Raw genomic sequence first — 22,601 nt, 5'->3', positions numbered from 1 at the left:
CATGGATGACATGGACGCGTTCACAGGTCGGCTCGATCCCGACATGTGCGTGGTGACGGCCGCGGCGGCCGGGGAACGGGCCGGGTGCCTGGTCGGGTTCGCCTCGCAGTGCTCCCTGCGGCCGGTGCGGTTCGTGGTGTGGCTGTCCGAGGTCAACCACACCTTCCGGGTGGCGCGGTCCGCACAGTTCCTGGCCGTCCATCTGCTGGCCAGGGAACAAGTGGGGCTGGCCGAGATCTTCGGGGGGCGGACCGGCGACGACGGGGTCGACAAGTTCCGGGACGTCCGCTGGCGGCAGGGGCACGGCGGCGCCGTCGTCCTTCAGGACGCCGAAGCGTGGTTCGTCGGCCGGGTCGTGGGGCATGCCGGCGGCGGCGACCACATCGGTTTCGTCCTCGCCCCGGTCGAGTGGGGCGCGCGGGAGGGTTCCGGTGGACCGCTGCTGCGGCTCAGCGACGCCCGCGGCATCGAGCCCGGCCATCCCGTGGACTGACGGTGAGCGGCGGTTCCGGGGCTCCGGGAGCCCTGGGGTGCACGCTGCCGCACGGTGACCCGTCTCCCGCAGAGATGGCCGGACGTACATTCGGACGTATGGACGAGATGCCCCAGCGCATCGACCCGGCCACCGACCGGACAGCCGCCGCTCGCCTGCTGGGCTGTGCTCCTGACGAGGTCGGATACTGCCCGCGCTGCCAGGGGCTCACCCACCGCTACGGACGCAACGCCCAGAGCATCTGCCCCGCGTGCCGTTCGGCGGACGCGCTGCTCGGCGCACCGCCTCCCACCAGGACGTCAACACCGCCCGCGAACCCCCCGAGCCGATGAGGGCCGAGGCGGGTTGCACCCCATGACCCGCGGGCGTTACCTGGAAGTACCGGCGGTGAGGCGAGCCCATGGGCCACAGCGCACACGATGGCCGCGCCTTTGTGTACGTCCCCGGCAGCAGCCCATCCTCGCTGCCGCCTTCCAGCACTCGACGGGAGGTGACAGAGGTGAAAGCCGTTGTCTACGAGAGGCCCTTCAGTGTCACGGTGAAGGACGTCGACGATCCGCAGATCCAGCACCCCAACGACGTGCTCGTCCGGGTCACGTCCTCCGCGATCTGCGGATCGGACCTGCACATGTACGAGGGCCGCACGGCTGCCGAGTCGGGCATCGTCTTCGGACACGAGAACCTCGGCATCATCGAGGAGGTCGGCTCCGGCGTGACCTCCCTGGCCGAGGGTGATCGCGTCGTGATGCCCTTCAACGTGGCCTGCGGATTCTGCAAGAACTGCCTCGCTCTGAGGACCGGGTTCTGTCTCACGGTCAATCCGGGCTTCGCCGGTGGGGCCTACGGATACGTGGCGATGGGCCCGTTCATCGGTGGCCAGGCGGAACGGTTGCGCGTACCGTACGCCGACTTCAACTGTCTGAAGCTGCCGCCGGGCGACGAGTTCGAGACTGATTTCATCCTGCTCGCCGACATCTTCCCGACCGGTTACCACGGATGCGAACTCGCCCAGGTCTCCCCCGGCGAGAGCGTGGCTGTCTACGGGGCCGGTCCGGTGGGGCTGATGGCTGCCTACTCCGCGCTGCTGCGCGGTGCGTCGAAGGTGTTCTCCGTCGACCGGGTGCCCGAGCGGCTCGCCAAGGCGGAGGAGATCGGAGCCGTTCCCATCGACTTCACCAAGGGAGACCCGGCCGAGCAGATCAAGGAACAGACGGGAGGAGAGGGAACCGACAAGGGCGTGGACGCCGTCGGGTACCAGGCCCAGGCGCACGACGCCAGCCACGAGGAACCCGCCATCGTCCTCAACGCGCTCGTCGAGACGGTACGGCCGACCGGCCTGCTCGGCGTACCGGGCCTGTACGTGCCCTCCGACCCGGGCGGCCCCGACGAGCACGCCAAGCACGGCCAGCTGCTGGTCTCCATCGGCAGGATGTTCGAGAAGGGTCAGCAGATGGGCACCGGTCAGTGCAACGTCAAGCGGTACAACCGCCAGCTGCGCGACCTGATCATCGCCGGGCGCGCCAAGCCCAGTTTCGTGGTCTCCCACGAGCTGCCGCTGGAGCAGGCGCCGCAGGCGTACGAGAAGTTCGACAAGCGCATCGAGGGCTACACCAAAGTGGTTCTGCATCCCGGCCACGCCCTCGCCGCGTAAGCCACAGGGGTCCGGGCACGCACTGGTGCCCGGACCTGTCGCAGCTACTTCGAGCCCGGGGCGGAGTAGTCCCGGGTCCGCTGCAGGACTGCGTTCCCCGACGACAAGTGCAGAGGTCGTTCACCTCTTCCGGCACCGACGAGGCGGTCAGCCGGGGCCGCCTCAGGCCGCTGCCCGCACTGCTCGGCGACGGTCTCGGCGAACGCGCGCGCCAGCGGGGAGAGGGTGTCCCAGCGGCGGACCGCCCACCCCGCGGTCAGGGCGGGCAGCGCGGGTATGGGGACGAGGCGCAGGTCCGGGTGTCCGGGGCCCCGCCAGTCCGGTAGGGCGGGGACGACGGCGTGTCCGAGTCCCAGTTCGGCCAGCAGGATCGCGGTGTCCCAGTCCGCGACGCTGGTGTCGAAGACAGGTCGGACACCCGATTCCGCCAGCCAGGAGTCGAGCTGGGAACGGGAAATCGAGTTCTCCGGCAGCCCGATGAGCCGGGCGTCCTGCAAGTCGGCGGGTGCGATGAAGGGCCTGGCCGCAAAGGGGTCACCGGCTGCGACGGCGAGCGCCCAGGGCAGTTCGGCGACCGTGCGCCGTTCGATGCCGTGGACCGGCGGTCCGAGGGTGATCCAGGCGAGGTCGACGCGGCCTGCGGCGAGCGCGTCGAAGCAGCTGCGACTGGAGGTCTCGGTCTGGAATTCGAGACTGGCCCGAGGGAAGCGTCGGCGGAAGTCGACGACAGCGGCGGACATGAAGTGCCGGACGCTGGTGGCGCCGGTGGTGATCCGTACGGAGCCGCTTTCTCCGCGGGCGAGTTCCTCGATTCTGCGCACGGCGTGGTCGATCCCGCCCAGGCCGTCGGTGACCGCCGCCCGGAGGAGGTGCCCGGCTCGCGTGGGGATCACTCCTCGTGAGTGCCGCTCGATCAGGCTGATGCCCAGCTCCCGTTCAAGCCGCTTCACGTGCTGGCTGACCGCGGACTGCGTGCAGGACAGGTCGCGGGCAACGGCGCTCAGAGAGCCCGCGGTGCACACCGCAGCGAAGATGCGGAGATCGTCGAGAGTCACAACTCCAAGGTAGTGCTTGGAGGTTCCCCAGCAAACCGGTGGATTGACTTGGGTCTGGGGAGGGTTGACCATCCTTGCAGGGCCCAGGGCGGCAACCCGCCCGCTGCCTTCGCTGCGATCCGGACGCACAGGCAAAGGCATGGCGGGTGCCGACCCGGAACGGACCGAGAGGAAAAGTCACTTGGCCGCCCCGACAAGCGCCACCGTCCGGGCCGTCTCGCTGCTGCGTCGGCACGGCGCGGCGGACATCGGCCATCCCGGGGGCACCCTCCTCGCCCACCTGGAACGCGTCCAGCAGCAGCTCGCCACGTGGGGAGCCCGCCCCGCGCTCCAGCTTCGCGGAAGGTGGGGTCGAGGCGGGCGATGTCGAGTTCGGTGGCGGCGGACAGTTCGGCGAAGTCGCGCCGCAGGGCAGGACCCGGGGTGAACGTGCGGCCGGTGAACCGATCGTGAAACGGCCAGTTCCGCTCGGCGGGCGAGAGGCAGCAGGGCGGTGGGGAATCCGTCGGTTCCGTAGCAGGCGTGGCGCGGCCCGGCGAGGTGGGGCACCGGACTCCTCGCCCTGTTCACCCGTCTGCGACCACTGCTGAGCCCACCCGCCTGGGCCGCCTGTCAGGCCGTACTCGCCGCCTCACCCAGGTCCGGGGATGCCGCTGCCGCCCGCCTGGAGCACGCCCGCCGAGCCGACCCGCGTCGTCGCCACTACCGTGCCTTGTAGGACCCTGGGTCAGCCGAGGACGGGGAAGCAGACCATGGCCACTGACGACCGGCACGACGGCACCCGCTCCGTCGCCCCGCCCGGCCGGCTCCCGGACGATCACGTCATCGTCCTCTGCGGGGCGACCGGCGACCTGGCGCGGCGCAAGCTGCTGCCCGGTCTGTTCCATCTGGCCAGGGCGGGCCTGCTGCCCTCCCGGTACCGCATCGTCGGCTCGGCGCCCGCCGCCGACGCCCTCGGCGACGAGGAGTTCCGCGAGCATGCCCGGCAGGCGGTCGACCGGTTCGGCCGGGCGGCACCCGAAGGGCCCCCGTGGCAGGCCTTCGAGGAGGCACTGTCGTTCGGGGCCGCCGATCCCGGCGACCCGGCCCCGCTCCTGGCCGCCGTACAGGAGGCCGAGCGCGCCCTCGGCGGCAGCCCTCGGCGGCTGTTCCATCTGGCCGTACCGCCGGTCGCGTTCGGCTCCGTCGTCACGATGCTCGGCGCGACCGGGCTGGCCGAGGGCGCCCGGGTGATCGTGGAGAAGCCGTTCGGTACGGACCTCGCCTCGGCCCGCGCCCTCAACGACACCCTCCATGCCGTCTTCGACGAGTCCCGCGTGTTCCGCATCGACCACTTCCTCGGCAAGGAGTCCGTGGACAACATCCTCGCGCTGCGCTTCGCCAACGGACTGTTCGAGCCGGTGTGGAACCGCGAGCACATCAGCCAGGTGCAGATCGATGTCCCCGAGAGCATCGACATCCAGGGGCGGTCCCGGTTCTTCGAGGGCACCGGCACCTTCCGGGACATGGTCGTCACGCATCTCTTCCAGCTGCTCGGCCTCGTGGCGATGGAGCCTCCCTCAGCCCTCGACGCGCGATCCCTGCGCGAGGAGAAGGACAAGGTCTTCCGCAGTCTGCGGCCCCTGGACCCGGCACATGTGGTGCGTGGCCAGTACGAGGGCTACCGCGACGAGCCGGGTGTCGCCCCCGGCTCCGACACCGAGACGTTCGCCGCGCTGCGGGTCGAGATCGACAACTGGCGCTGGGCCAAGGTGCCCTTCTGCCTCCGCTCCGGCAAGGCGCTGGCCGAGGGACGGCACATGGTCACCCTCACCTTCCGGCAGCCGCCCCTGCGCATGTTCCCGGAGGCCGCCCACGACCGCGCGGCGGCCTTCTCCGACACGCTCGCCATCGACTTCGACGACCCCGGCCGGATCACCGCGCGCTTCCTGGCGAAGGAACCCGGCCCCGAGATGCGGCTGGGCCCGGCCGAGATGGTCTTCGACTACGCCGGCTCCTTCGCCCAGGACCACGCCCTGGAGGCCTACGAGCATCTCCTTCTGGAGGCCATGCTGGGCGATCAGTCCCTGTTCACCAGCGCCGACGGCATCGATCGCCTGTGGGAGGTCTCCGAGCCCCTGCTGAAGGACCCGCCGCCGGTCGAGCCGTACACCCCGGGGTCCTGGGGGCCGCAGGGCATCCAGCGGCTCGTACGGCCCCACCACTGGTATCTGCCGGACGGACGGTGAGCCGTGCTGGGCCTTCCCGATCACATCCGTGCCTGCCTGTTCGACCTCGACGGCGTGCTGACGCAGACCGCGAAGGTCCACGCCGCCGCCTGGAAGGAGACGTTCGACGCGTATCTGCGGCAACGCGCCGAACGGGAGGGCGGCACGTTCGTGCCCTTCGACGCCGTCAAGGACTACGACGACTACGTGGACGGACGGCCCCGCGAGGACGGCGTACGCACCTTTCTCGCGTCGCGCGGCATCGAACTGCCCGACGGCTCACCCGACGACGGGCCGGACCGGGAGACCGTGCACGGTGTGGGCAACCGCAAGAACGAGCGGGTGCTCCGCGTGATCCGCGAGCAGGGCGTGGAGGCGTACGAGGGCTCGGTGGCCTTCGTACGGGCGGCCCGGGACGCCGGTCTGCGGCGCGCGGTCGTCTCCTCCAGCGCCAACTGCCGTGACGTGCTGGTCGCGGCCGGTATCGAGGACCTGTTCGAAGGACGCGTGGACGGCGTCACCACGCGTGAGCAGGGGCTGCGCGGCAAGCCCGCGCCCGACACCTATCTCGCCGGTGCCCGCCTGCTCGGCGTCGATCCCGGTGCGGCGGCGGTGTTCGAGGATGCCCTGGCCGGTGTGGAGGCGGGGCGGGCCGGACGCTTCGGTGTCGTCGTGGGCGTCGACCGGGTCGGGCAGGCGGCGGAGCTGCGCCGGCACGGGGCGGACCTCGTCGTGACCGACCTCGCCCAGTTGCTGGAGGGATCGCGGTGATCACCCACCCGTCCTTCGCCTGTGAGCCGTGGTGCCTGCGCGAGACCGAGCTGAGCCTCGACGTCCTCGCCCAGAGCGAGTCCGTGTTCGCCCTGGCCAACGGGCACATCGGCTGGCGCGGCAACCTCGACGAGGGGGAACCGCACGGACTGCCCGGGGCGTACCTGAACGGGGTCCACGAGGTGCACCCGATGCCGTACGGCGAGGCGGGCTATGGCTACCCGGAGTCCGGCGAGACGGCCATCAACGTCACCGACGGCAAGATCATCCGGCTGCTGGTCGACGACGAGCCGTTCGACCTGCGCTACGGCGAACTCGCCGCCCACGAGCGGGTGCTGGACTTCCGCACCGGTGTGCTCGGCAGGACCGTGGACTGGATCAGCCCGGCCGGGACCGGGGTCCGCGTCGTCTCCCGCCGCCTGGTGTCCTTCACCCAGCGGGCGATCGCCGCCGTGGAGTACCTGGTGGAGCCGCTCCACACGCCGGTCACCGTGGCCGTCCAGTCGGAGCTGGTCGCCAACGAACAGCTGCCCCGCACCTCCGGCGACCCCCGGGTCTCCGCCGTGATCGACGCACCGCTGCGGGCGGAGGAGGACTTCGCACAGGGCACCCGGCTGCGCCTGCTGCACTGCACCGGCCACAGCGGCCAGCGGGTGGGTGCCGCGGCGGACCACCTCGTGGAGGGGCCCGACGGCACGTCCTGGTCGGCCGAGAGCGAACCCGACGTCAGCCGTCTCACCGTCACCGCCACCCTGGCCCCGGGGCAGCGGCTGAGGCTGGTCAAGTTCGTCGGGTACGGCTGGTCGGCCCAGCGGTCGCTGCCCGCCGTCCGGGACCAGGTGGAGGGCGCGGTCGCGGCCGCCCGCAGTTCCGGGTGGGAGGGCCTGCTCGCCGAACAGCGGGCCCACCTCGACGACTTCTGGTCCCGGGCGGACGTCGAGGTGGACGGTGACGAGCAGATCCAGCAGGCCGTCCGCTTCGCCCTGTTCCACGTGCTGCAGGCGGCCGCTCGCGCCGAGCGCCGCGCCGTACCGGCCAAGGGCCTGACGGGCACCGGCTATGACGGGCACGCGTTCTGGGACTCGGAGTCGTTCGTGCTGCCCGTGCTCACCTTCACGGCTCCGCACGCCGTCGCCCCGGCCCTGCGCTGGCGGCACGAGACGCTGCCCGCGGCGCTGGAGCGGGCCCGCCAGCTCGGTCTGGCCGGAGCGGCCTTCCCCTGGCGGACCATCAGCGGCGCTGAGTGCTCCGCCTACTGGCCGGCCGGCACGGCCGCCTTCCACGTCAACGCGGACATCGCCGATGCGGTGGTGCGGTATGTGGCCGCCACGGGTGACGAACAGTTCGAGCGAGGGCCGGGCCTGGAGCTGCTGGTGCACACCGCCCGGCTGTGGCACTCGCTGGGCTGCCGGGACGAGGAGGGCGTCTTCCACATCGACGGGATCACGGGGCCGGACGAGTACAGCGCCATCGCCCGCGACAACCTCTACACCAACGTGATGGCACGCCGGAACCTGGAGGCGGCCGCGGCCTGCGTGCTGCGGTACCCCGACGAGGCCTCGGACCTGGGTGCGTCGGCCGGGGAGGCGTCCGCCTGGCGGGACGCCGCGGCCCGCATGGCCGTGCCGTACAACGACAGGCTGGGCGTGCACGAGCAGTCGGCGGGCTTCACCACCCTTGAGCGGTGGGACTTCGAGGCGACGGCACCGGAGCAGTACCCCCTGCTGCTGCACTTCCCGTACTTCGACCTCTATCGCAAGCAGGTCGTCAAACAGGCCGATCTCGTCCTGGCCATGCTGACCTGCCCCGACGCCTTCACCGACGAGGAGAAGGCCCGGAACTTCGCCTACTACGAGGCCCTCACCGTCCGGGACTCCTCCCTTTCCGCCTGTTGTCAGGCCGTCCTCGCCGCCGAGACGGGACACCTGCACCTCGCGTGGGACTACCTGGGCGAGGCCGCTTTGATGGATCTGCACGACCTGGAGAACAACACCCGCGACGGGCTGCACATCGCCTCCCTCGCGGGCACGTGGATCGCCCTGGTAGTGGGCCTGGGAGGCATGCGCCAGCACGGCGGCGCCGGTGACGGCGAGCCGCTGGTGGGGTTCGCGCCCCGCCTCCCCGGGCAGCTGGCCCGTCTCGCGTTCACCGTGCTGGTCCGGGGCCGCAGGCTGCGGGTCGAGATCCGCACCGACCGGGCACGCTACGTCCTTCTGGAGGGCGAGCCTCTGGGCCTGCTCCACCACGGCGAAGCCTTCACCGTGACATCCGGCGAACCGGCCGAGCATGCCATCCCGCCCGCACCCTCCCGGCCGGAGCCGCGGCAGCCACGGGGGCGTGAACCCGTGCGACGCGAGCCGACCGGGTCGCACGGCGTCGGCCAGCCGTAAGCAGCCTTGGAAATGGCACAAGTAAGGGCGGGCCGGTCGCGCCGCCTCCTGTGCTCGCGCCCGGCGTGACGCGGGCCGCCGGGGCGATCCGGGTCGCCGGTGAACATGTGCTCGGCGGCGGTTCCTGGCCGAGGCGGAAGGCTGGATGATCGGCGCCGCGTACACCGGCGCCGAGGCCGATCCCCGCACCAGGGCGTTCGCCGCCTACCGCGCCGCTACGGCGACCGCCCCGCGCCGTGGGCGGCCGAGGCCTGCGACGCCGTCAGGTTCGCCGCGTACGGCCTGACCGCCGCCGGCGCCGAGGGCCGCTCCGCTGCCCCGCCCGGAACGCTGCGCCGCCCCTGGCGGGGCAGCACCCGCAGAGTCGGCTTCGAGGCCGCCGAGGTCGGCGGTGCGTTCCTGTATCGGGTGGCGGACGGGCGGCGCGGTTCGTTGCGCGTGCGGACGACAGCGGCAGGACGACGTGGCGGCGGACCGGGTTGTCGTGAAGACCCGTCGGCTGGAAGGGGAGTTCGTCTCGTGGACCGACCGGATCGAACGCCTGTTGCAAGAGCCACCGTTCCGGCTTGCCCATCGATGTGCTGACCGTGCTCGCCATCGTCGGGGGCGCGGTCGCGGCGGGGATGATCGGCGCGGTGGTGACCGTACCGCTGGTTGCCGTGGTGGGGTCGGGGTACCAGGCGCTGCGGGGGCGCACGGGTGGCCCGGAGGGGGCGAGGCGGGGCGCGCGGCCCCTAGGAGCCGCACAGCGGCAACTGCCACGGGCCGGGCACCGGCCGCTCGCGCCGCCTGTCCGTCGCGTCACTGCGGGATGGGCAGCCGCAGGTCCGGCGGCGGAGGTGTGCCCTCGGCGAGATAGGCCGTCAGCGCTGTGCCCGTCTCCCTGGTGAGCGGGCCGCTGCGGCCCATGCCCAGTTGCTGGGCGAGATCACGGCAGTGCAGCCGGGTCGCGGCCTCGACCAGTGTGGCGTACGCGTCGGTCGCGGCGCGGAAGCGCACCCAGCCCGTGGCCGCCACCGCGAGCGGGATGAGCGCGCCCGGCCACCACACGGCGGCGACGCAGACGTACAGCAGGCCCCACCCGGTCAGTGTGGCGGCCCGGGCCATCGCTTCCCGGGCGGCGGTGACCTCGGCCCGGGTGGTGTCGGGGACGTGCAGCCACAGATGCGGCCAGACGACGGTGACGTCGACGCCGAGGTCCTCGCGCAGCCGGGACTCCACGCCGCGCAGCCGGTCGCCGGTCCAGGTGGGGCGGTCGGGCCGGTCGTCGGCGACCCGGTGGAGCCGGTGGCGGGCGACGGCCACCCGGAGTGCGGCCGCGTCGGGATCGGCGCCGTCCAGGTGCTGTGCGGCCCTGGCTCGTCCCACCCGGTCGCGCCAGCGGTCGTAGCGGCCGCGGCGGCGCGCGATCCGTCGTCGTACGAGCCGGTGTGTGGGCGTGGGCCAGCCCGGCCAGTCGGCGGCCGGCCAGAGGCGTTCCAGCAGGGAGCCCAGCGCCTGGGCGACCACGCCGCAGGCCGCGGAGGCGAGGAGGAAGGCCAGCAGCAGGACGAGCAGGTTCGCGGTGGAGCCGGTCAGGGCGGCGGTTCGGCGGTCGAGTCGGCCGGGCAGTGCGGCGAGGTGGTACCAGTCGCCGTGCCCGAGGCGCGCTCCGGCGAACAGCACGGCCAGGAACAGGGCGCCGGGCAGCACCAGCAGGGACAACCAGCGTTCGGCGAGCCGCTTGCCCAGTTCGGCCAGGAGTCCGTTCACCGGACGTCACACGCTCTTCAGCAGCAGAGGGGTGCCGTCGAGGTCGCAGGTGGGCGGTCCGTCCGGTGCCGCATCGGGCCAGTCGTAGCGGGTGCAGCGGCGATGGGGACAGAGATAGACCTTCATGGGCCGGTCGGCGGTGCTGAATCCCGCGAGCCGGGCGCCCGTGCCGCGCGTGCGCCCGTACAGGCCGCGCGGGTCGCCGTCGGCCTGGATGTGCTCGTGCAGCAGGCGCACCGCGTCGTCGACGTCCCCGTCGTCCCGTACGGCCGCCAGCAGCCGGTCCACGGGACCGTCGTCGCGGCTCGCCCCTCGGCGCAACTCCTCGCGGATGTCCTCCAGGTGGGTGAAGAAGTGGGCCAGGGCCTCGGCCGTGCGCCTGGCCTGCCAGGCGGGTCGGTCGGTCATGCGTCTCTCCGGTGGCGGTGCGACCTGCTCGTGCGGTGCGATGCGTGATGGTCGGCGGAAACCGCACAGTGGCGAGATCGGGGACGGTCTGTCAACTCCGGTTCAATCGCAGCCTTTTGGACTACTGTCGGCGAGCGATGGACAGCGAACCGCAGCCGCCCGCCCGTGACCGGCTTCTGGCCGCCGTACGAGTGCGATTGCGGCAGGTGAGGTCAGGCGGTGACGCCGCCCTCGTGCGGTCGGCGCAGGCGCACGCCGAAGCGGGGGCACTGCGAGCGCTCCTTGCCGAGAACCCGGCGGACGTCGAGGCCGCGTACCGGCTGGGCTGGCTGGCGTTCCTGCAGGTGATGGCGCAGCCATGGGACGACGACCGCACCCCTTCCGCGCTCGCCGAAGTGGTGGACCTGCTCGCCCCGTGCCTTGTCGCGGGCATCGGCGACCTGCCGCGGGACCTGCTGCGGCACATCGGCAACGCCGCCGAGGACCTCGTCATTCCCCGGCTGAAGCGGATGCTCGTCTCCTCCGACCCGGTCCTCCTCGACACGGTCATCGAGCAGTGCGAGTACGTTCTCGAGGCGACGCCCGCCGGTCATCCCGGTCTGGCGCAGCGGCTCGCCAACCTGGGGACCGCGCTGGACACGCGCTTCGAACGCCGGGCGACGCACGAGGACCTGGCCGCCGCGATCGACGCCCACCGCGCGGCCGTCGAGGCGACCGGTCCGGACGACTCCGATCTGGTGCTCCGGCTGAACGGTCTGGCGGGTGCCCTGCGCGCCCGGTACGAGCAGTACGGCGACCTCGCGGATCTGGACGAGTCGATCGCGGCCATGCGCAGGGCCGTGCGCTGCGTTCGCCCGGGCGATCCCCGTCGCCCCATGGTGCTGTCCAACCTGGGGTTGGCGCTGAGGTACCGGTTCCAGCGGGGCGCGGATCCCGCCGATCTGGACGACGCGATCGCGGTGGGCCGGCAGGCGGTGGAGGCCAGCGCCGCGGACGACCCCCGGCGGATGTACCGCCTGAACAATCTCGCCGACACGCTCCTGGGACGGTTCATCCGGTTCCGGGGCATGTCGGATCTGGACACGGCCCTCACGGCGCTGCGCGAAGCGCTCGACGCGATGGGCCAGGACCATCCCGAACGCTGGTCGGTGCAGACGGCCCTGGGGCACGCCCTGACCCTCCGGGCGCACCGGACCAGGGACCTGCGCGACAGCGACGCGGCGGTCACCGCGCAGCGGGCCGCCGCCCGGCTCGTCCCGGCCGGTCATGCCCACCGCTGGCGCGTGCTGCTCCAGCTCGGCATCGCGCTGCACGTCCGTCTCCTGTACGGCGTACTGTCCGGCGAGGCGGCCCCGGACTGGGACCCGGTGATCTCCGCCTTCCGCGCTGCGGTCGACGCCGTTCCGGCCGGCCACATCGAGCGGACGACCTGTCTGTCCCACCTGGCGGGGGCCCTCGCCAACCGGGCCCGCACCGCGGGCGCCGCACCGGCGGACCTGGAGGAGGCCGTCGCCGTGGCCCGCGCGTCGGTGGCGGCCACCTCCCCCGGGCACTCGCAATCGGGGCACCGGCTTCTCACCCTGGGCGAGGCACTGCGGACCAGGTTCCGGCAGACCGGAGACCCATCGGACCGGCAGGAGGCGATCGCCGCGTTCGGGCGGGCCGCAGCCGAGGAGACAGCGCCGCCCTCCACTCGTGTGACGGCCGCCCGGCACGGCTCCCGGCTGCTGGCCGAAGCCGTGGACGTACGGGCCGCGGATCTGCTCCGGACCGCCGTCGAGCTGCTGCCCTCGGTCGCCCCGCGCCACCTGGAGCGCCACGACCAGCAGTACACGCTCGGTGAGTTCGCCGGGCTGGCCGCGGACGCCGCCGCGTGGACCCTCGCCCGCCGCGGCGACCCGAACCGGGCGCTGCGCGCGCTCCAGCTGCTGGAGACGGGCCGCGGGGTGCTGCTCGGCCAGGCCCTCGACACGCGCAGCGACCTCACCGAACTCCGCGCGAGGCACCCCGGACTGGCAGCTCGTTTCGTCGCGTTGCGCGAGGCACTCGACGTACCGTCGCAGGATTCCGCGCTCCTCCCGCTCGCCGGGGACACGGCCGCTGTGGACGGGCCCGGCCACCGGCCGCGCGACACGACGGCACGTGACTTCGCGGCCGTGCTCGACGAGATCCGCTCCCTCGGCGACGGATTCGAGTCCTTCGGGCTGCCGCCCTCCGCCCCGGAACTGCTGCGCGGAGCGGAGCACGGGCCGGTCGTCGTGGTCAACGTCAGCGGCTACGGCTGCAGCGCGCTGCTGCTCACCACGGACGGGGTGAGCGCCATGGCACTCCCCCGGCTGCGGTACGACGATCTCCACTGGGCCGTGGGCACCTTCCAGCAGGCGCTCAGGGAGGCCACCACGGACCCGGACGGCGACCGGCGCCAGGAGGCGCAGAAGAAGCTGGGCGGACTCCTCGCATGGCTGTGGGACGTGGTCGCGGAACCCGTGCTGCTGCGGCTGGGACACGACCGGGAGCCCCCGGCCGGAGCGGACTGGCCCCGGGTGTGGTGGGTGCCGGGCGGGCTGCTGAGCCTGCTCCCGCTGCACGCGGCCGGATACCACGGCACCCGCACGGAGCCCGACCCGCTGCGGCGGGCCGTCATCGACCGGGTCGTCTCCTCGTACGCGCCGACGGTACGGGCCCTGCGCCACGCCCAGCAGCGCGACGACGCCCCGACCGTCCCGCCGCAGGGCGAACGCGCCCTGATCGTCGCGATGCCGTTCACGCCCGGACTCCCGGACCGGGACCTCGCCCACGTGGAGATGGAGCGAGAGATGCTCCTCGACCGGCTGCCCCGGCACGTCCTGCTGGAACCCGGCGGCCCCGGTGGCCTCACGCCCACCCGCGACCACGTCCTGGCCCACCTGCCCGGCTGCCACGTCGCCCACTTCGCATGCCACGGGGAGACCGATCCGGCGGACCCCTCCAGGAGCCGACTCCTGCTTGCCGACCACGCCACCGCACCGCTCACCGTCGCCAGCCTCACGCCGCTGAGTCTGGACGAGGTCCGGCTCGCCTTCCTGTCCGCGTGCCGCACGGCCGCCGTCGACGCCGAGGAGCTGGTGGACGAGGCGATCCATCTCGGCTCCGCGTTCCAGCTCGCGGGTTTCCCGCATGTCGTCGGCACGTTGTGGGAGACCGCGGACGACACGTCCGTCGAGATCGCCGACGCCTTCTACGCCGGTCTGCGCACCGAACAGGGCACGCTCGCCTTCGGACACTGCGCGCACGCCCTGCACACGGCGGTACGCACCCTGCGGGAGCGGACCCGCCTCTCGCCCTCGCTGTGGGCGGCCCATCTGCACGTGGGCGCGTGAGCGCGGCCCACAGGGCCGAGCCTCACCGTGGTCACCGCCTTTCGCCTCGGGCTCAGGTCATTGAGGCGGGTACCGGTGCCGTGGGCGTTGACGTGGCCGATGTCGTGACCGAGCCAGGTCCGCGTCGGCGAGTGCGGCGCGGAGCGCGGCGGCAGCGCCCCGGCCGTCGGGCTGTGGGGCGGCGACGTGGCGGGCGTCGCAGCCGGTGGCGTGGCCGGACGGCAGGGGCCGTGGCCGCACCCCGCGTGCCGGCTGACGTACCGCCAGGGTGACGCCTCACTCCCCACGTGGTCGACCTTCTCCATCGGGCGTGCTCCACACGTCGGCGCTCGTCGTCGAGGGCGAGTGCAGCTTCGGCGTGAACGTGGCCGTCGTCACTGCCGACCACCTGCTCGTCGTCACCCGGCGAGCCGACAACGTGCGCTCGGGTCCGGGGCTGTGGGGCTCCTCGGTGAACGAGGGGCTGTCCCGGCTCATCGACTCGGCGGGCCGCAACGCGCCCGACCTGCACGACGTCGCGCGGCGCGGCATGCGCGAGGAACTCTCCCTGGAACCGCCCGAGTACACGCTCACCATGCCGGCCTTCGTCCTGGGCATGGACAGAACAACTAGATGACGGCAACTCTGGGGTAGCGGTGGATCAGCTCCGCTGCCCTGTGCCTGACGTCGAGACCCATGGTCATGGCCAGGTGCCCTCGGGTTTCGTGCAGGCTCCAGTCCTCGTCGTCGTCCTGGTAGAACGCGTAGGCGGCACGGAACTGCTCCGGTGTGCCGATGACTATGTCGGCCAGGTACTCCGTCCTGCGCTGCTCGACCGTCGGCTCGGCGGCCAGCCTGGTCACAGTGTTGCCGGTGAGTTCGGCCACGGCCGCGATCATCTCGAAGCACTCGGCTGCTCCGGTCGCGTCGGCTGCCATCACGTGCACGCCACCGCCGTGTGCCGGCCGGTTGGACGCCGTCCGTGACGTGGTCGCGTAGAGCATGGCGACCGGGAGCGCCGACGCCAGTTTGTCGCGGCCCCTGAGCCGCATGATCATCGCGCTGTTCCCGGTGCTGCACGCCAGCGCGGCCACCAGCAGGTCGTCGTCGTACTCGATCCCCAGCCTTCTCCTGATCATCTCGCTGCTCAGGGCGATCATCTCCAGGCGCACCTTCTTGGCGAAGTCCGTGTCGCTCAGCAGCTGCGCCTGCTCGGTGTAGGTGGTGCGCGCCGCGCCGAGCCGCACCTGCCGTGCGTTGATCAACGTCGGCAGGGGGTTGCCCGACAGTCGCCGGCCCAGATCCAGAGACGTGGTCAGGCCGACCGTGAGCCATTCCTTTGCGTCCACCGCGTCCCGAAGCTTCGGTGACAGCGGCGAGAGGTCCCAACGGTGAGCGACCGTCCCGTTGTCCGTGATCTGCGCGGATATCCGATCCTCGGCGACCACGACCGACAGCGACGGCTGCGCGATCACCCCGTCGAACAGGTCCGTGCCCATCCCGTAGGCGGCGAACGGGTCCAGCGTGGCCGGACGCCATCGGCCGTCGTCCCTGCGCAGCATTGCGAGTTCGTAGTACGGGTTGACCAGGAAGACCGGCGTGTTGCCCGTCGGGAGCAGGATGAGCTTCGCCCGCCATGTGACGTGCGGGAAGGTGGTCAACTCTCGTTCCTCGCCGGTCGAGTACTCGCGCCATCGCGGTGACCGGCAGCCGCGGTGATGCAGCGAGGCGTCGGCTGTGTCGGCCACCGCCTGCACGGTCAGCGCCGGTTTCTCCCACCGCCCGAACCGTCGGCCGCACGTCTGACAGTCCACCGCCCAGAGGCCGGCGCGGAGTTCGGCCAGGACGTCGGGGCCGAGCCTGGCTTCTGTGGTCGGGTCGGTCAGCAGCCTGGACACCGTCATCCGGTACCCCCGTCTCTCTCCGCGCGTGATCGGCGATCCGTCGGCGAGGAACCGTCGCACGGGGTCGGCGTGACCCCTCCCGCTCCGCCTCGGGCACTTACCGCACTCGTGTCCCGCACCAGCGGGCACGCCGTGCCCGGGTGCCGCCGCGGCCGCGACCGTCCGGGCTTCGTGCAGCGCGCAGGCGAGGCCGGAGGCGCGTCACTCCCCCAGCGTGCGCAGGTCCGACTTGGTGATCGTCGTGGTGACCAGGAGGTCGGTGATGAGGTTGTGGTTGAGCGCGTTGCCGACGGGCTGCGGTACCTCTTCCTCCACCAGCCCGGGGACGCGGTGCTCCTTGCTGAGCCGCTTGCGTACGTTCGCGACGATGTGGGCGGCCCGCTTCGCGCTCCACCGCTCCCCCGGCCGCAGCTCGCCCAGCTCGAAGGCGACCTGCGCCCAGGTCAGGGGCTGCGGCTGGGGGTCGTTGCGGAGATAGCGCTGAGCGAGGCAGACGAGCACCAGCCTCTCCTCCGGGCCGAGGTCCCTGCGCCCCTGTTCGTACGTCTCGTCCGCGCACGCCTCGATACCGTTCCCCGGGCCGGACGACGGCGCCGGCGCGGCGATCCGGACCTCCAGGAGGTGCTCCTGCCGCGGTGAGACGACGAACAACGGGGTGTATCCGCTGGGCAGTTGGGCTTGATCGCCGCGAAGCACGAGGCGTGACCCGGGAAAGCGGATGGGCAGCTTGCCGGTGTTGCGCAGCACCCAGCGCGAGGAGTCGCGGGTGATCAGTCCCTGGCGTCGGCTGACACAGGTGTCGTCCGCTCCGACACAGACGTGCACGTCGGGCTCGTTGCGCCCGAACAGCAGCGGGAAGTCCGCGTCCGGCGCCACGCTCATACCGCCGTTCGCGCCCAGCACGAAGAGCGTGCCCGGCAGGGCGGGGGGAACGGTGCGGCTGAGGCTGCCGATGTCCTTCGGCAGGAGGCTGACCTTGCTCACGCGACTCGCCATGGTGTCCGCCCTCTTCAACAGTCCTTGGTGGTGAGGTTAGACGTCGGCGCCGGGGAGGGGTCCCGAAACGGCACTGGCGCCGCCCATGTCCACGTCGTACGGGTACAGGTCGGGGAAGCCGAGCACGGAGTCGATCGGGTGGCGGGAGTCGGTGGTCTGGGAGCCGTCCCGGTACACGCGGACCCTGACCCTGCCCGACGGGAAGGTGAAGCGCAGCCGCCACTCGACGCTGCCCGGCACGCGCGGCACCTCCACGGTCCGCCGCCAGGTCAGCGGGACGCTGTTCAACGTGGTGGGGCGGCCGTTGACCCAGTAGGTGAGCGCGGTGAGCGGGCCGTCGCCGGTAATGACGAACTCCAGCTTGATGGGCTTCGGCGGGGGCGAGGGAGAGTTGGCCGACGGGGAGGCCGCGGGCGCCGCGTTCGAAAACTTCCCGGGGCTCTTCTCGTCGTCCGTGGTGCCGCTTTCGCCACCGGCGAGTACGGCCGCCGCCCCGCCTCCGGCCGCGGCCAGCACGGTGGCGCCCCCGATCAGCAGCGAGCGCCGGCTCGGCGGCGTGGACGCGGGAGCCGGGGGGTTGGCGGCGGCGCTCGCCTGCCGGTCGATCGCCGCCGTCACCGTTGTCGGCAGCCAGGCGGTGTCCGTCGCCTCCGGATGCGCCGTCATCGAGGCGAGGAGCGCGGTCAGTTCGGCGGCGGTCGGGCGGGCGGCGGGCTCGGGGCGCCGGCAGTCGGCGAGGAGCGCGGTCAGGGCGTCGTCGGCGGCGGCATGGCCTGCGCCCTGCTCGCCCCAGGCGTAGGCGAGCGTGGCGCCCAGTGAGTAGACGTCGCTGGGCGGGCCGGCGGAACCGGCCATCTGTTCCGGGGACATGAAGCCGCGGGAACCGGAGGGGGCGGTGGAGCGGGTACGGGCGGCGATACCGAAGTCGATCAGGCGTGGGCCGTCGGCGGTCAGCAGCACGTTCGCCGGTTTGACGTCCAGGTGGACGATCCCGGTGCGGTGGATCGCGGCGAGTGCCTCGGCGAGACCGGCGGCCAGCCGCCGAACGGAGGGGGCGGGCAGCGGGCCGTACCGCTCCACCGCGTCGCGCAGGGTCACGGAGGGCAGGAACTCGGTCGCCATCCAGGGGCGCTCGGCGTCGGGGTCGGCGTCGAGGACGGGCGGGCTGTACACGCCGCCGACCGCCGTGGCGGCCTCCACCTCGCTCCGGAACCGGGCCCGGAACTCCGGCTCGCGGGCGAAGTCGGCGCGCAGCACCTTGACCGCGACCGCCCGGCCGCCCCCGGACCGGCCCAGGTACACGGTGGCCATGCCGCCCGTGCCGATGCGCGCCAGGATCCGGTAGCGCCCGATTCCGCGGGGGTCGTCCCGGTCAAGCCGTTCCACGTGCGTCTCCCTTCGTCGGGCCGGGTGGGCTCAAGGCCTCGACGTGTCCGCCCTCGGTGCCGAGGAGTACGAGCCCGGCGGCGGCGAGCGCTCCGGCGCCGTGGCCGGTGGCCGAGCCGATGGTCGCCAGGGCACCGTACGTCCACAGGGTGCGGCCGTCGGTCGTGTCGAGGGCGTACACCGTCTGGCCGGGGCCCTGGACCCAGAGCGTGCCGTCGGACACGCCGAGGGTCTGCGACTCGCCGTACGACGCCTCGTCCCGTCCTGGCCGACGTGCCCACGCCTGCTTGCCCGTCCGTGCCTGGAAGGCGCGGATCCGGCCGTCGGGCTCACTCACGTAGACCATGCCGCTCCCCGCGTGACGCGCCGAACTGCGGTAGTCGAACGTTCTCTTCCAGGCGGCCTTCCCGTCGTCCGCGTGGACCGCGTACAGGGTCCCGAGGGTGTCACTGGTGAAGACCATGCCGTCACTGACGAGCGTGGACAACGGGGACTCCGGCATCTCGTACGTCCACCGGATCCGGCCGTTGTCCGCGTCCAGGCCGGTCATGACGCGCTCGCCCGACGCCACCGCGAGTCCGGCGCGGGCCGTGAGGGACATGCCGGTGGCCCGAGCCGTCCAGCGCGGCCGGCCGTCCTTGGCGTCCAGGGCTCTCACCTCGTCGTACACGGCGACGCAGAGGACCGATGCGGTGGCCGCCGTCCCCCAGGGGAAGAAGGGCACCCGGGACGTCCACCGGACCGCGCCGGAGGCCGCGTGGATGGCGCGCAGTACGAAGTCCTCCGTGCTGTCCCCGTCGCGGGCGTCGAACAGGTACACCGCGTCCGGGCCGGTCGCGATGTGGTCGGCGGGGCCGGATGTGGTGGCGGCGCGGTGCCAGAGGATCCGGCCGGTCCGTGCATCGAGGGCGTGGACGTCGCTCTGCCCGCTGTTCGCGGCGAGGACGACGTCACCGGCCGGGTAGAGGTCCGGGTAGCTGGTGTCGTCGAGGACCTTCGTCCGCCACCGGCGGGTGGCCACCAAGGGCCGGGCGGTGGCCGAGCGGGACGGTGACGCCTGGTCCGAGGGACGCGGCGGCGGCCTTTCTTCCTCCGGCAGGAGCTGGTCCGCCAGCGCCACGGCGGCCCCGGCTGCCACGGGCACGGCGGCCGCGGCGGCCACGGCGAAGAGAAGCTTGCGGCGGTCCGGGGGACGGGAGGGCGTGGTCGCGGGGGCGTCGGGGGCGTCCGCCGTGACGGCGTCCGGATCGGCGGTCGTCTCACCGTGCGGCGCCTCCCGCAGCGACGCGGCCACCGGGGTGGCGCCGCGCGGCTCGGGCTGGGAGCGTGCCACGCGCCGGTCGATCGCCTCCGCCAGCGGTGCCGGAAGCCATCCGGTGCCGTACACGGAGTCGGCGGGTTCGCCCAGCCGGTGCAGCAGGGCGGCGGCGGATGGGCGGCGCTCCGGTTCGCGGCGCAGACAGGCCGCGACGAGGGCGCGCAGACGGCGATCCTCGATGCCGTCGAGATCCGCGCGGGCGAGCCGGACGCGTTCGAGTGTGGCCGCCCTGTCGACGGCGTCGAAGGGCGGGCGGCCCGTCGCCGCGTACGCCAGGACCGCGCCGAGCGAGAAGACGTCACCGGCCGGCCCGGCGAGGCCGCCTGACGCCTGTTCGGGGGACATGAAGCCGGGGGTGCCGAGGAAGGTTCCGGGGAGGGTGATCTCGGTGGCGTCCAGCGGCCGGGCGATGCCGAAGTCGATGAGGCGGGGGCCGCTCGCGGTCAGCATGATGTTGCCGGGCTTCAGGTCCCGGTGGGCGAGGCCCGCGCGATGGATGCCGGCGAGCGCCTCGGCGAGGGCGGCGGCCAGCAGGCGCAGCGCGCGTGGGGGCAGTGCGCCGAAGGTGTCGACGGCCTCGCGCAGGGACAGCCCCGGCAGGTACTCCATGACCAGCCACGGCACTGTGGCGTCCGGGTCGGCGTCCAGCACCGGGGCGGTGAAGGTGCCCGTCACCGTGCGGGCGGCGGCCACCTCGCGTCGGAAGCGCGCGCGGTAGTGGGTGTCGGCGCCGAAGTGCTCGCGCACCAGTTTGACCGCGACGAGCCGTCCGCCCGGCGTACGCCCGAGGTAGACGACGCCCATGCCGCCCGCGCCGAGCCGGGCCTGCAGCCGATGGCCGCCCACTGTCTCCGGATCATCTGGGGTCAGCGGCTGCACCGCAGCATTTTCCAGCACGGAGGGCGGGCCGATCACCGTATCTCATGAGGATGGTGTGAAGGGTCGGCCGCGTCAGGGGCCGCAACCGCCGCGCGGCCCGCCGCCGGGCCGTGTCGAACGGCGCGGGGCGGGTACACAGGGCTAACCAGGGCCTGCCGTTTGGATCAGGTCGGCCGAGAGAGACTGCGCCTCTCAGCCGACGCCGGCATGGTCCAAACGACAGGCCCTGGCGCGGAGGGAGTGGTCGGCATGGTGCAGAACGGCGAGGACACGACACTCGCCCCACGTGCCCAGGGTCCCGGGCTCCGGTTGGCGGCGCAACCGGCCGAGGACCGGCCCGAGCCGGAGGCGGCGCGTGAGCTGCCCCGTGATCGCAACCAGGCGATCCTGGAGGCGGCCAAGCAGGTCGGCACCCTGCTGAAGCGGGGCGGGCACGACTTCGCGCTGGCGGGCAGTGTGGCCGCCTACGCGCACGGGGCCAGCGAGAACCTCCAGCACGACGCCGATTTCTGCATCAGGCCCGAGGACGCCGACGCGGTCGCGGCCACGCTGCGCGACGCCGGGCTGCCGGTGCGCACGCCTCCGGAGGACTGGCTGCTGAAGTCGACGTGCTTCGGACAGGACATCGACATCATCTTCGAGCTGGCGCACCGGCCCGTCTCGACGGGCATGCTGGACCGGGCGGAGGAGATCCCGGTGGATTCGGTGCGGATGCCGGTGCTGGCGCCGACCGACCTGCTGTCCAGCCTGATCGCCGCGTTCTCCGAGCACCACTGCGACTTCGGCGCGGTGCTGCCGATCGCCCGCGCGCTGCGCGAGAAGGTCGACTGGGAGCGGATCCGGCGGGACATCGGGGACCAGCCCATGGCCGCCGCCTTCTTGTTCCTGCTCGAACGCCTGAACGTGATCACTCCACCGGAGGAGCAGCCATGACCGGTCCCGACGCACAGCGCTCCCCCGGCGCCGCGGCCCCCGAGCACCTGGAGTACCGCGTCGCCCACCTCCGCGACCGGCTCGCCGCCGGGGACCTCGGGGAGCTGGGTGTGCGGATCGAGGTGCGCGGCGAGGCGGTGCTGCTCACCGGCACCGTGCCCTCGGCCCGCTGCCGTGACGACGTACGCCGCCTGGCCGAGGAGGCGCTGCCCGGGCTGCCGGTGCACGACGACCTCTTGGTCACCGACTCGTCCTCGCCCGATCACGCGGAGGAACTCGCATGATCCGGATCGCCGCCGTCGGGGACATCCACATGGGCCCCGACAGCCAGGGTGTGCTGCGCCCGGCGTTCGAGACGCTGCCCGGCTGTGCCGACGTCCTGCTGCTGGCCGGGGACCTCACCCGGCACGGCACCCCGGAGGAGGCCCGGGTGGTGGCCCGGGAGATCGCGGGCCTCGGCGTGCCCGTCGTCGCGGTGCTGGGCAACCACGACCATCATGACAACCGCCCGCAGGAGGTCACGGCCATCCTCCAGGACGCCGGCGCCCAGGTGCTGGAGGGGCAGGCCACGGTCGTGACCGCCGACGGGAGCCGCATCGGGGTGGCCGGCACCAAGGGGTTCGGGGGCGGCTTCGTGGGGCGCAACGCCGGTGAGTTCGGCGAGCCGCTGATGAAGGAGTTCGTGCGGTACTCACGCCGGTGCGCCGACGGGCTGCGTACGGGGCTGGAGCAGTTGGCCGGTGAGGACTGCGACGTGCGGGTCGCGCTGACGCACTTCTCGCCCGTGCCGGAGACGCTGGCCGGTGAGCCGCTGGAGATCTATCCGTTCCTCGGCAGCTATCTGCTGGCCGAGGCGATCGACACGGCGGGCGCCGACCTCGCGGTGCACGGGCACGCGCACGCCGGCACGGAGCACGGCATGACGAGCGGCGGCGTTCGCGTGCGCAATGTGGCGCAGCCGGTGATCGGCCGGGCGTTCCACGTCTACCACATGCCGGTGGGTGCGCGGCTGCCGTGACCCCGGACGTCGTGGGTGCCGCACCGCGTACTGCACTTGGCGCCCCTCCGCATCACCAAAGCGCGAAACACCTGCGCGATTGACATTCTGTGGTCCCTTCCA

General features: G+C 72.7%; 19 protein-coding genes. 12 read left to right on the top strand and 7 right to left on the bottom strand.

Annotated features, from left to right (window positions below; genetic code table 11):
• Position 1: 1 nt before the first annotated feature.
• The 3 genes from KWI83_RS22730 to KWI83_RS22720 all read left to right on the top strand — a co-directional run bounded on the left by KWI83_RS22730 (position 2) and on the right by KWI83_RS22720 (position 2,144).
• Positions 2–493, top strand: coding sequence for a flavin reductase family protein (locus KWI83_RS22730; protein ID WP_218516219.1), 492 nt, complete (start codon positions 2–4; stop codon positions 491–493).
• Between the two features lie 98 nt (positions 494–591).
• Positions 592–825 (top strand): hypothetical protein, encoded by a 234-nt coding sequence (locus tag KWI83_RS22725; protein ID WP_218516253.1) that lies wholly within the window; start codon positions 592–594, stop codon positions 823–825.
• Between the two features lie 167 nt (positions 826–992).
• Positions 993–2,144, top strand: coding sequence for a glutathione-independent formaldehyde dehydrogenase (locus KWI83_RS22720; RefSeq protein WP_218516218.1), 1,152 nt, complete (start codon positions 993–995; stop codon positions 2,142–2,144).
• Between the two features lie 44 nt (positions 2,145–2,188).
• Here the strand turns inward: KWI83_RS22720 and KWI83_RS22715 are convergent, their stop codons facing one another.
• On the bottom strand, positions 2,189–3,199 hold the full coding sequence (locus tag KWI83_RS22715) for a LysR family transcriptional regulator (RefSeq protein ID WP_218516217.1): 1,011 nt from the start codon (positions 3,197–3,199) through the stop codon (positions 2,189–2,191).
• A 139-nt stretch (positions 3,200–3,338) separates the two neighbouring features.
• Between KWI83_RS22715 and KWI83_RS38900 the strand changes: the two genes are divergently transcribed.
• The 4 genes from KWI83_RS38900 to KWI83_RS22700 all read left to right on the top strand — a co-directional run bounded on the left by KWI83_RS38900 (position 3,339) and on the right by KWI83_RS22700 (position 8,567).
• Positions 3,339–3,626, top strand: coding sequence for a DUF6817 domain-containing protein (locus KWI83_RS38900; protein ID WP_374106350.1), 288 nt, complete (start codon positions 3,339–3,341; stop codon positions 3,624–3,626).
• A 325-nt stretch (positions 3,627–3,951) separates the two neighbouring features.
• Positions 3,952–5,427, top strand: a complete 1,476-nt coding sequence (zwf, locus tag KWI83_RS22710; protein WP_218516216.1) for a glucose-6-phosphate dehydrogenase — start codon at positions 3,952–3,954, stop codon at positions 5,425–5,427.
• Positions 5,428–5,430: 3 nt separating this feature from the next.
• Complete coding sequence (locus KWI83_RS22705; protein WP_218516215.1) at positions 5,431–6,177, top strand: beta-phosphoglucomutase family hydrolase; 747 nt, start codon at positions 5,431–5,433, stop codon at positions 6,175–6,177.
• Positions 6,174–8,567 (top strand): glycoside hydrolase family 65 protein, encoded by a 2,394-nt coding sequence (locus KWI83_RS22700; RefSeq protein WP_218516214.1) that lies wholly within the window; start codon positions 6,174–6,176, stop codon positions 8,565–8,567. Before KWI83_RS22705 ends, KWI83_RS22700 begins: the two co-directional genes overlap by 4 nt.
• 801 nt (positions 8,568–9,368) lie before the next feature.
• Here the strand turns inward: KWI83_RS22700 and KWI83_RS22695 are convergent.
• Together KWI83_RS22695 and KWI83_RS22690 are read right to left on the bottom strand one after the other, a co-directional pair.
• Positions 9,369–10,319, bottom strand: a complete 951-nt coding sequence (locus KWI83_RS22695; protein ID WP_218516213.1) for a hypothetical protein — start codon at positions 10,317–10,319, stop codon at positions 9,369–9,371.
• A 6-nt stretch (positions 10,320–10,325) separates the two neighbouring features.
• The gene (locus tag KWI83_RS22690; protein WP_218516212.1) at positions 10,326–10,727 is read right to left on the bottom strand and encodes a hypothetical protein; all 402 of its coding nucleotides are present in this window, start codon (positions 10,725–10,727) and stop codon (positions 10,326–10,328) included.
• A gap of 137 nt (positions 10,728–10,864) precedes the next feature.
• Between KWI83_RS22690 and KWI83_RS22685 the strand changes: the two genes are divergently transcribed.
• On the top strand, positions 10,865–14,086 hold the full coding sequence (locus tag KWI83_RS22685; protein WP_218516211.1) for a CHAT domain-containing protein: 3,222 nt from the start codon (positions 10,865–10,867) through the stop codon (positions 14,084–14,086).
• 310 nt (positions 14,087–14,396) lie between these two features.
• Positions 14,397–14,702, top strand: a complete 306-nt coding sequence (locus KWI83_RS22680) for a hypothetical protein (RefSeq protein WP_256362662.1) — start codon at positions 14,397–14,399, stop codon at positions 14,700–14,702.
• Here KWI83_RS22680 and KWI83_RS22675 read toward each other — a convergent pair.
• From KWI83_RS22675 to KWI83_RS22660, 4 genes are all read right to left on the bottom strand, one after another.
• A complete protein-coding gene (locus KWI83_RS22675; RefSeq protein ID WP_218516210.1) occupies positions 14,695–15,969 on the bottom strand; it encodes a hypothetical protein in 1,275 nt (424 codons plus the stop codon). The genes KWI83_RS22680 and KWI83_RS22675 overlap by 8 nt on opposite strands.
• A gap of 201 nt (positions 15,970–16,170) precedes the next feature.
• Positions 16,171–16,953, bottom strand: coding sequence for a hypothetical protein (locus KWI83_RS22670; RefSeq protein ID WP_308122138.1), 783 nt, complete (start codon positions 16,951–16,953; stop codon positions 16,171–16,173).
• A gap of 48 nt (positions 16,954–17,001) precedes the next feature.
• Positions 17,002–18,351, bottom strand: a complete 1,350-nt coding sequence (locus tag KWI83_RS22665) for a serine/threonine-protein kinase (RefSeq protein WP_218516208.1) — start codon at positions 18,349–18,351, stop codon at positions 17,002–17,004.
• Positions 18,338–20,548, bottom strand: coding sequence for a PQQ-binding-like beta-propeller repeat protein (locus tag KWI83_RS22660; protein ID WP_218516207.1), 2,211 nt, complete (start codon positions 20,546–20,548; stop codon positions 18,338–18,340). Before KWI83_RS22660 ends, KWI83_RS22665 begins: the two co-directional genes overlap by 14 nt.
• A gap of 249 nt (positions 20,549–20,797) precedes the next feature.
• Between KWI83_RS22660 and KWI83_RS22655 the strand changes: the two genes are divergently transcribed.
• The 3 genes from KWI83_RS22655 to KWI83_RS22645 are packed head-to-tail and all read left to right on the top strand — an operon-like array spanning position 20,798 to position 22,499.
• Positions 20,798–21,481: a nucleotidyltransferase family protein gene (locus KWI83_RS22655; protein ID WP_218516206.1), complete on the top strand. Its 684-nt coding sequence runs from the start codon at positions 20,798–20,800 to the stop codon at positions 21,479–21,481.
• Positions 21,478–21,765: a BON domain-containing protein gene (locus KWI83_RS22650; RefSeq protein ID WP_218516205.1), complete on the top strand. Its 288-nt coding sequence runs from the start codon at positions 21,478–21,480 to the stop codon at positions 21,763–21,765. Before KWI83_RS22655 ends, KWI83_RS22650 begins: the two co-directional genes overlap by 4 nt.
• On the top strand, positions 21,762–22,499 hold the full coding sequence (locus KWI83_RS22645) for a metallophosphoesterase (RefSeq protein ID WP_218516204.1): 738 nt from the start codon (positions 21,762–21,764) through the stop codon (positions 22,497–22,499). The genes KWI83_RS22650 and KWI83_RS22645 overlap by 4 nt, the downstream gene beginning before the upstream one ends.
• Positions 22,500–22,601: the final 102 nt, after the last annotated feature.

The organism is Streptomyces sp. TRM70350 (assembly GCF_019219825.1).
Classification (GTDB): domain Bacteria; phylum Actinomycetota; class Actinomycetes; order Streptomycetales; family Streptomycetaceae; genus Streptomyces.
The sequence above is the reverse complement of the archived record's forward strand: the minus strand, read 5'-3'. Positions and strand labels throughout refer to the sequence as shown.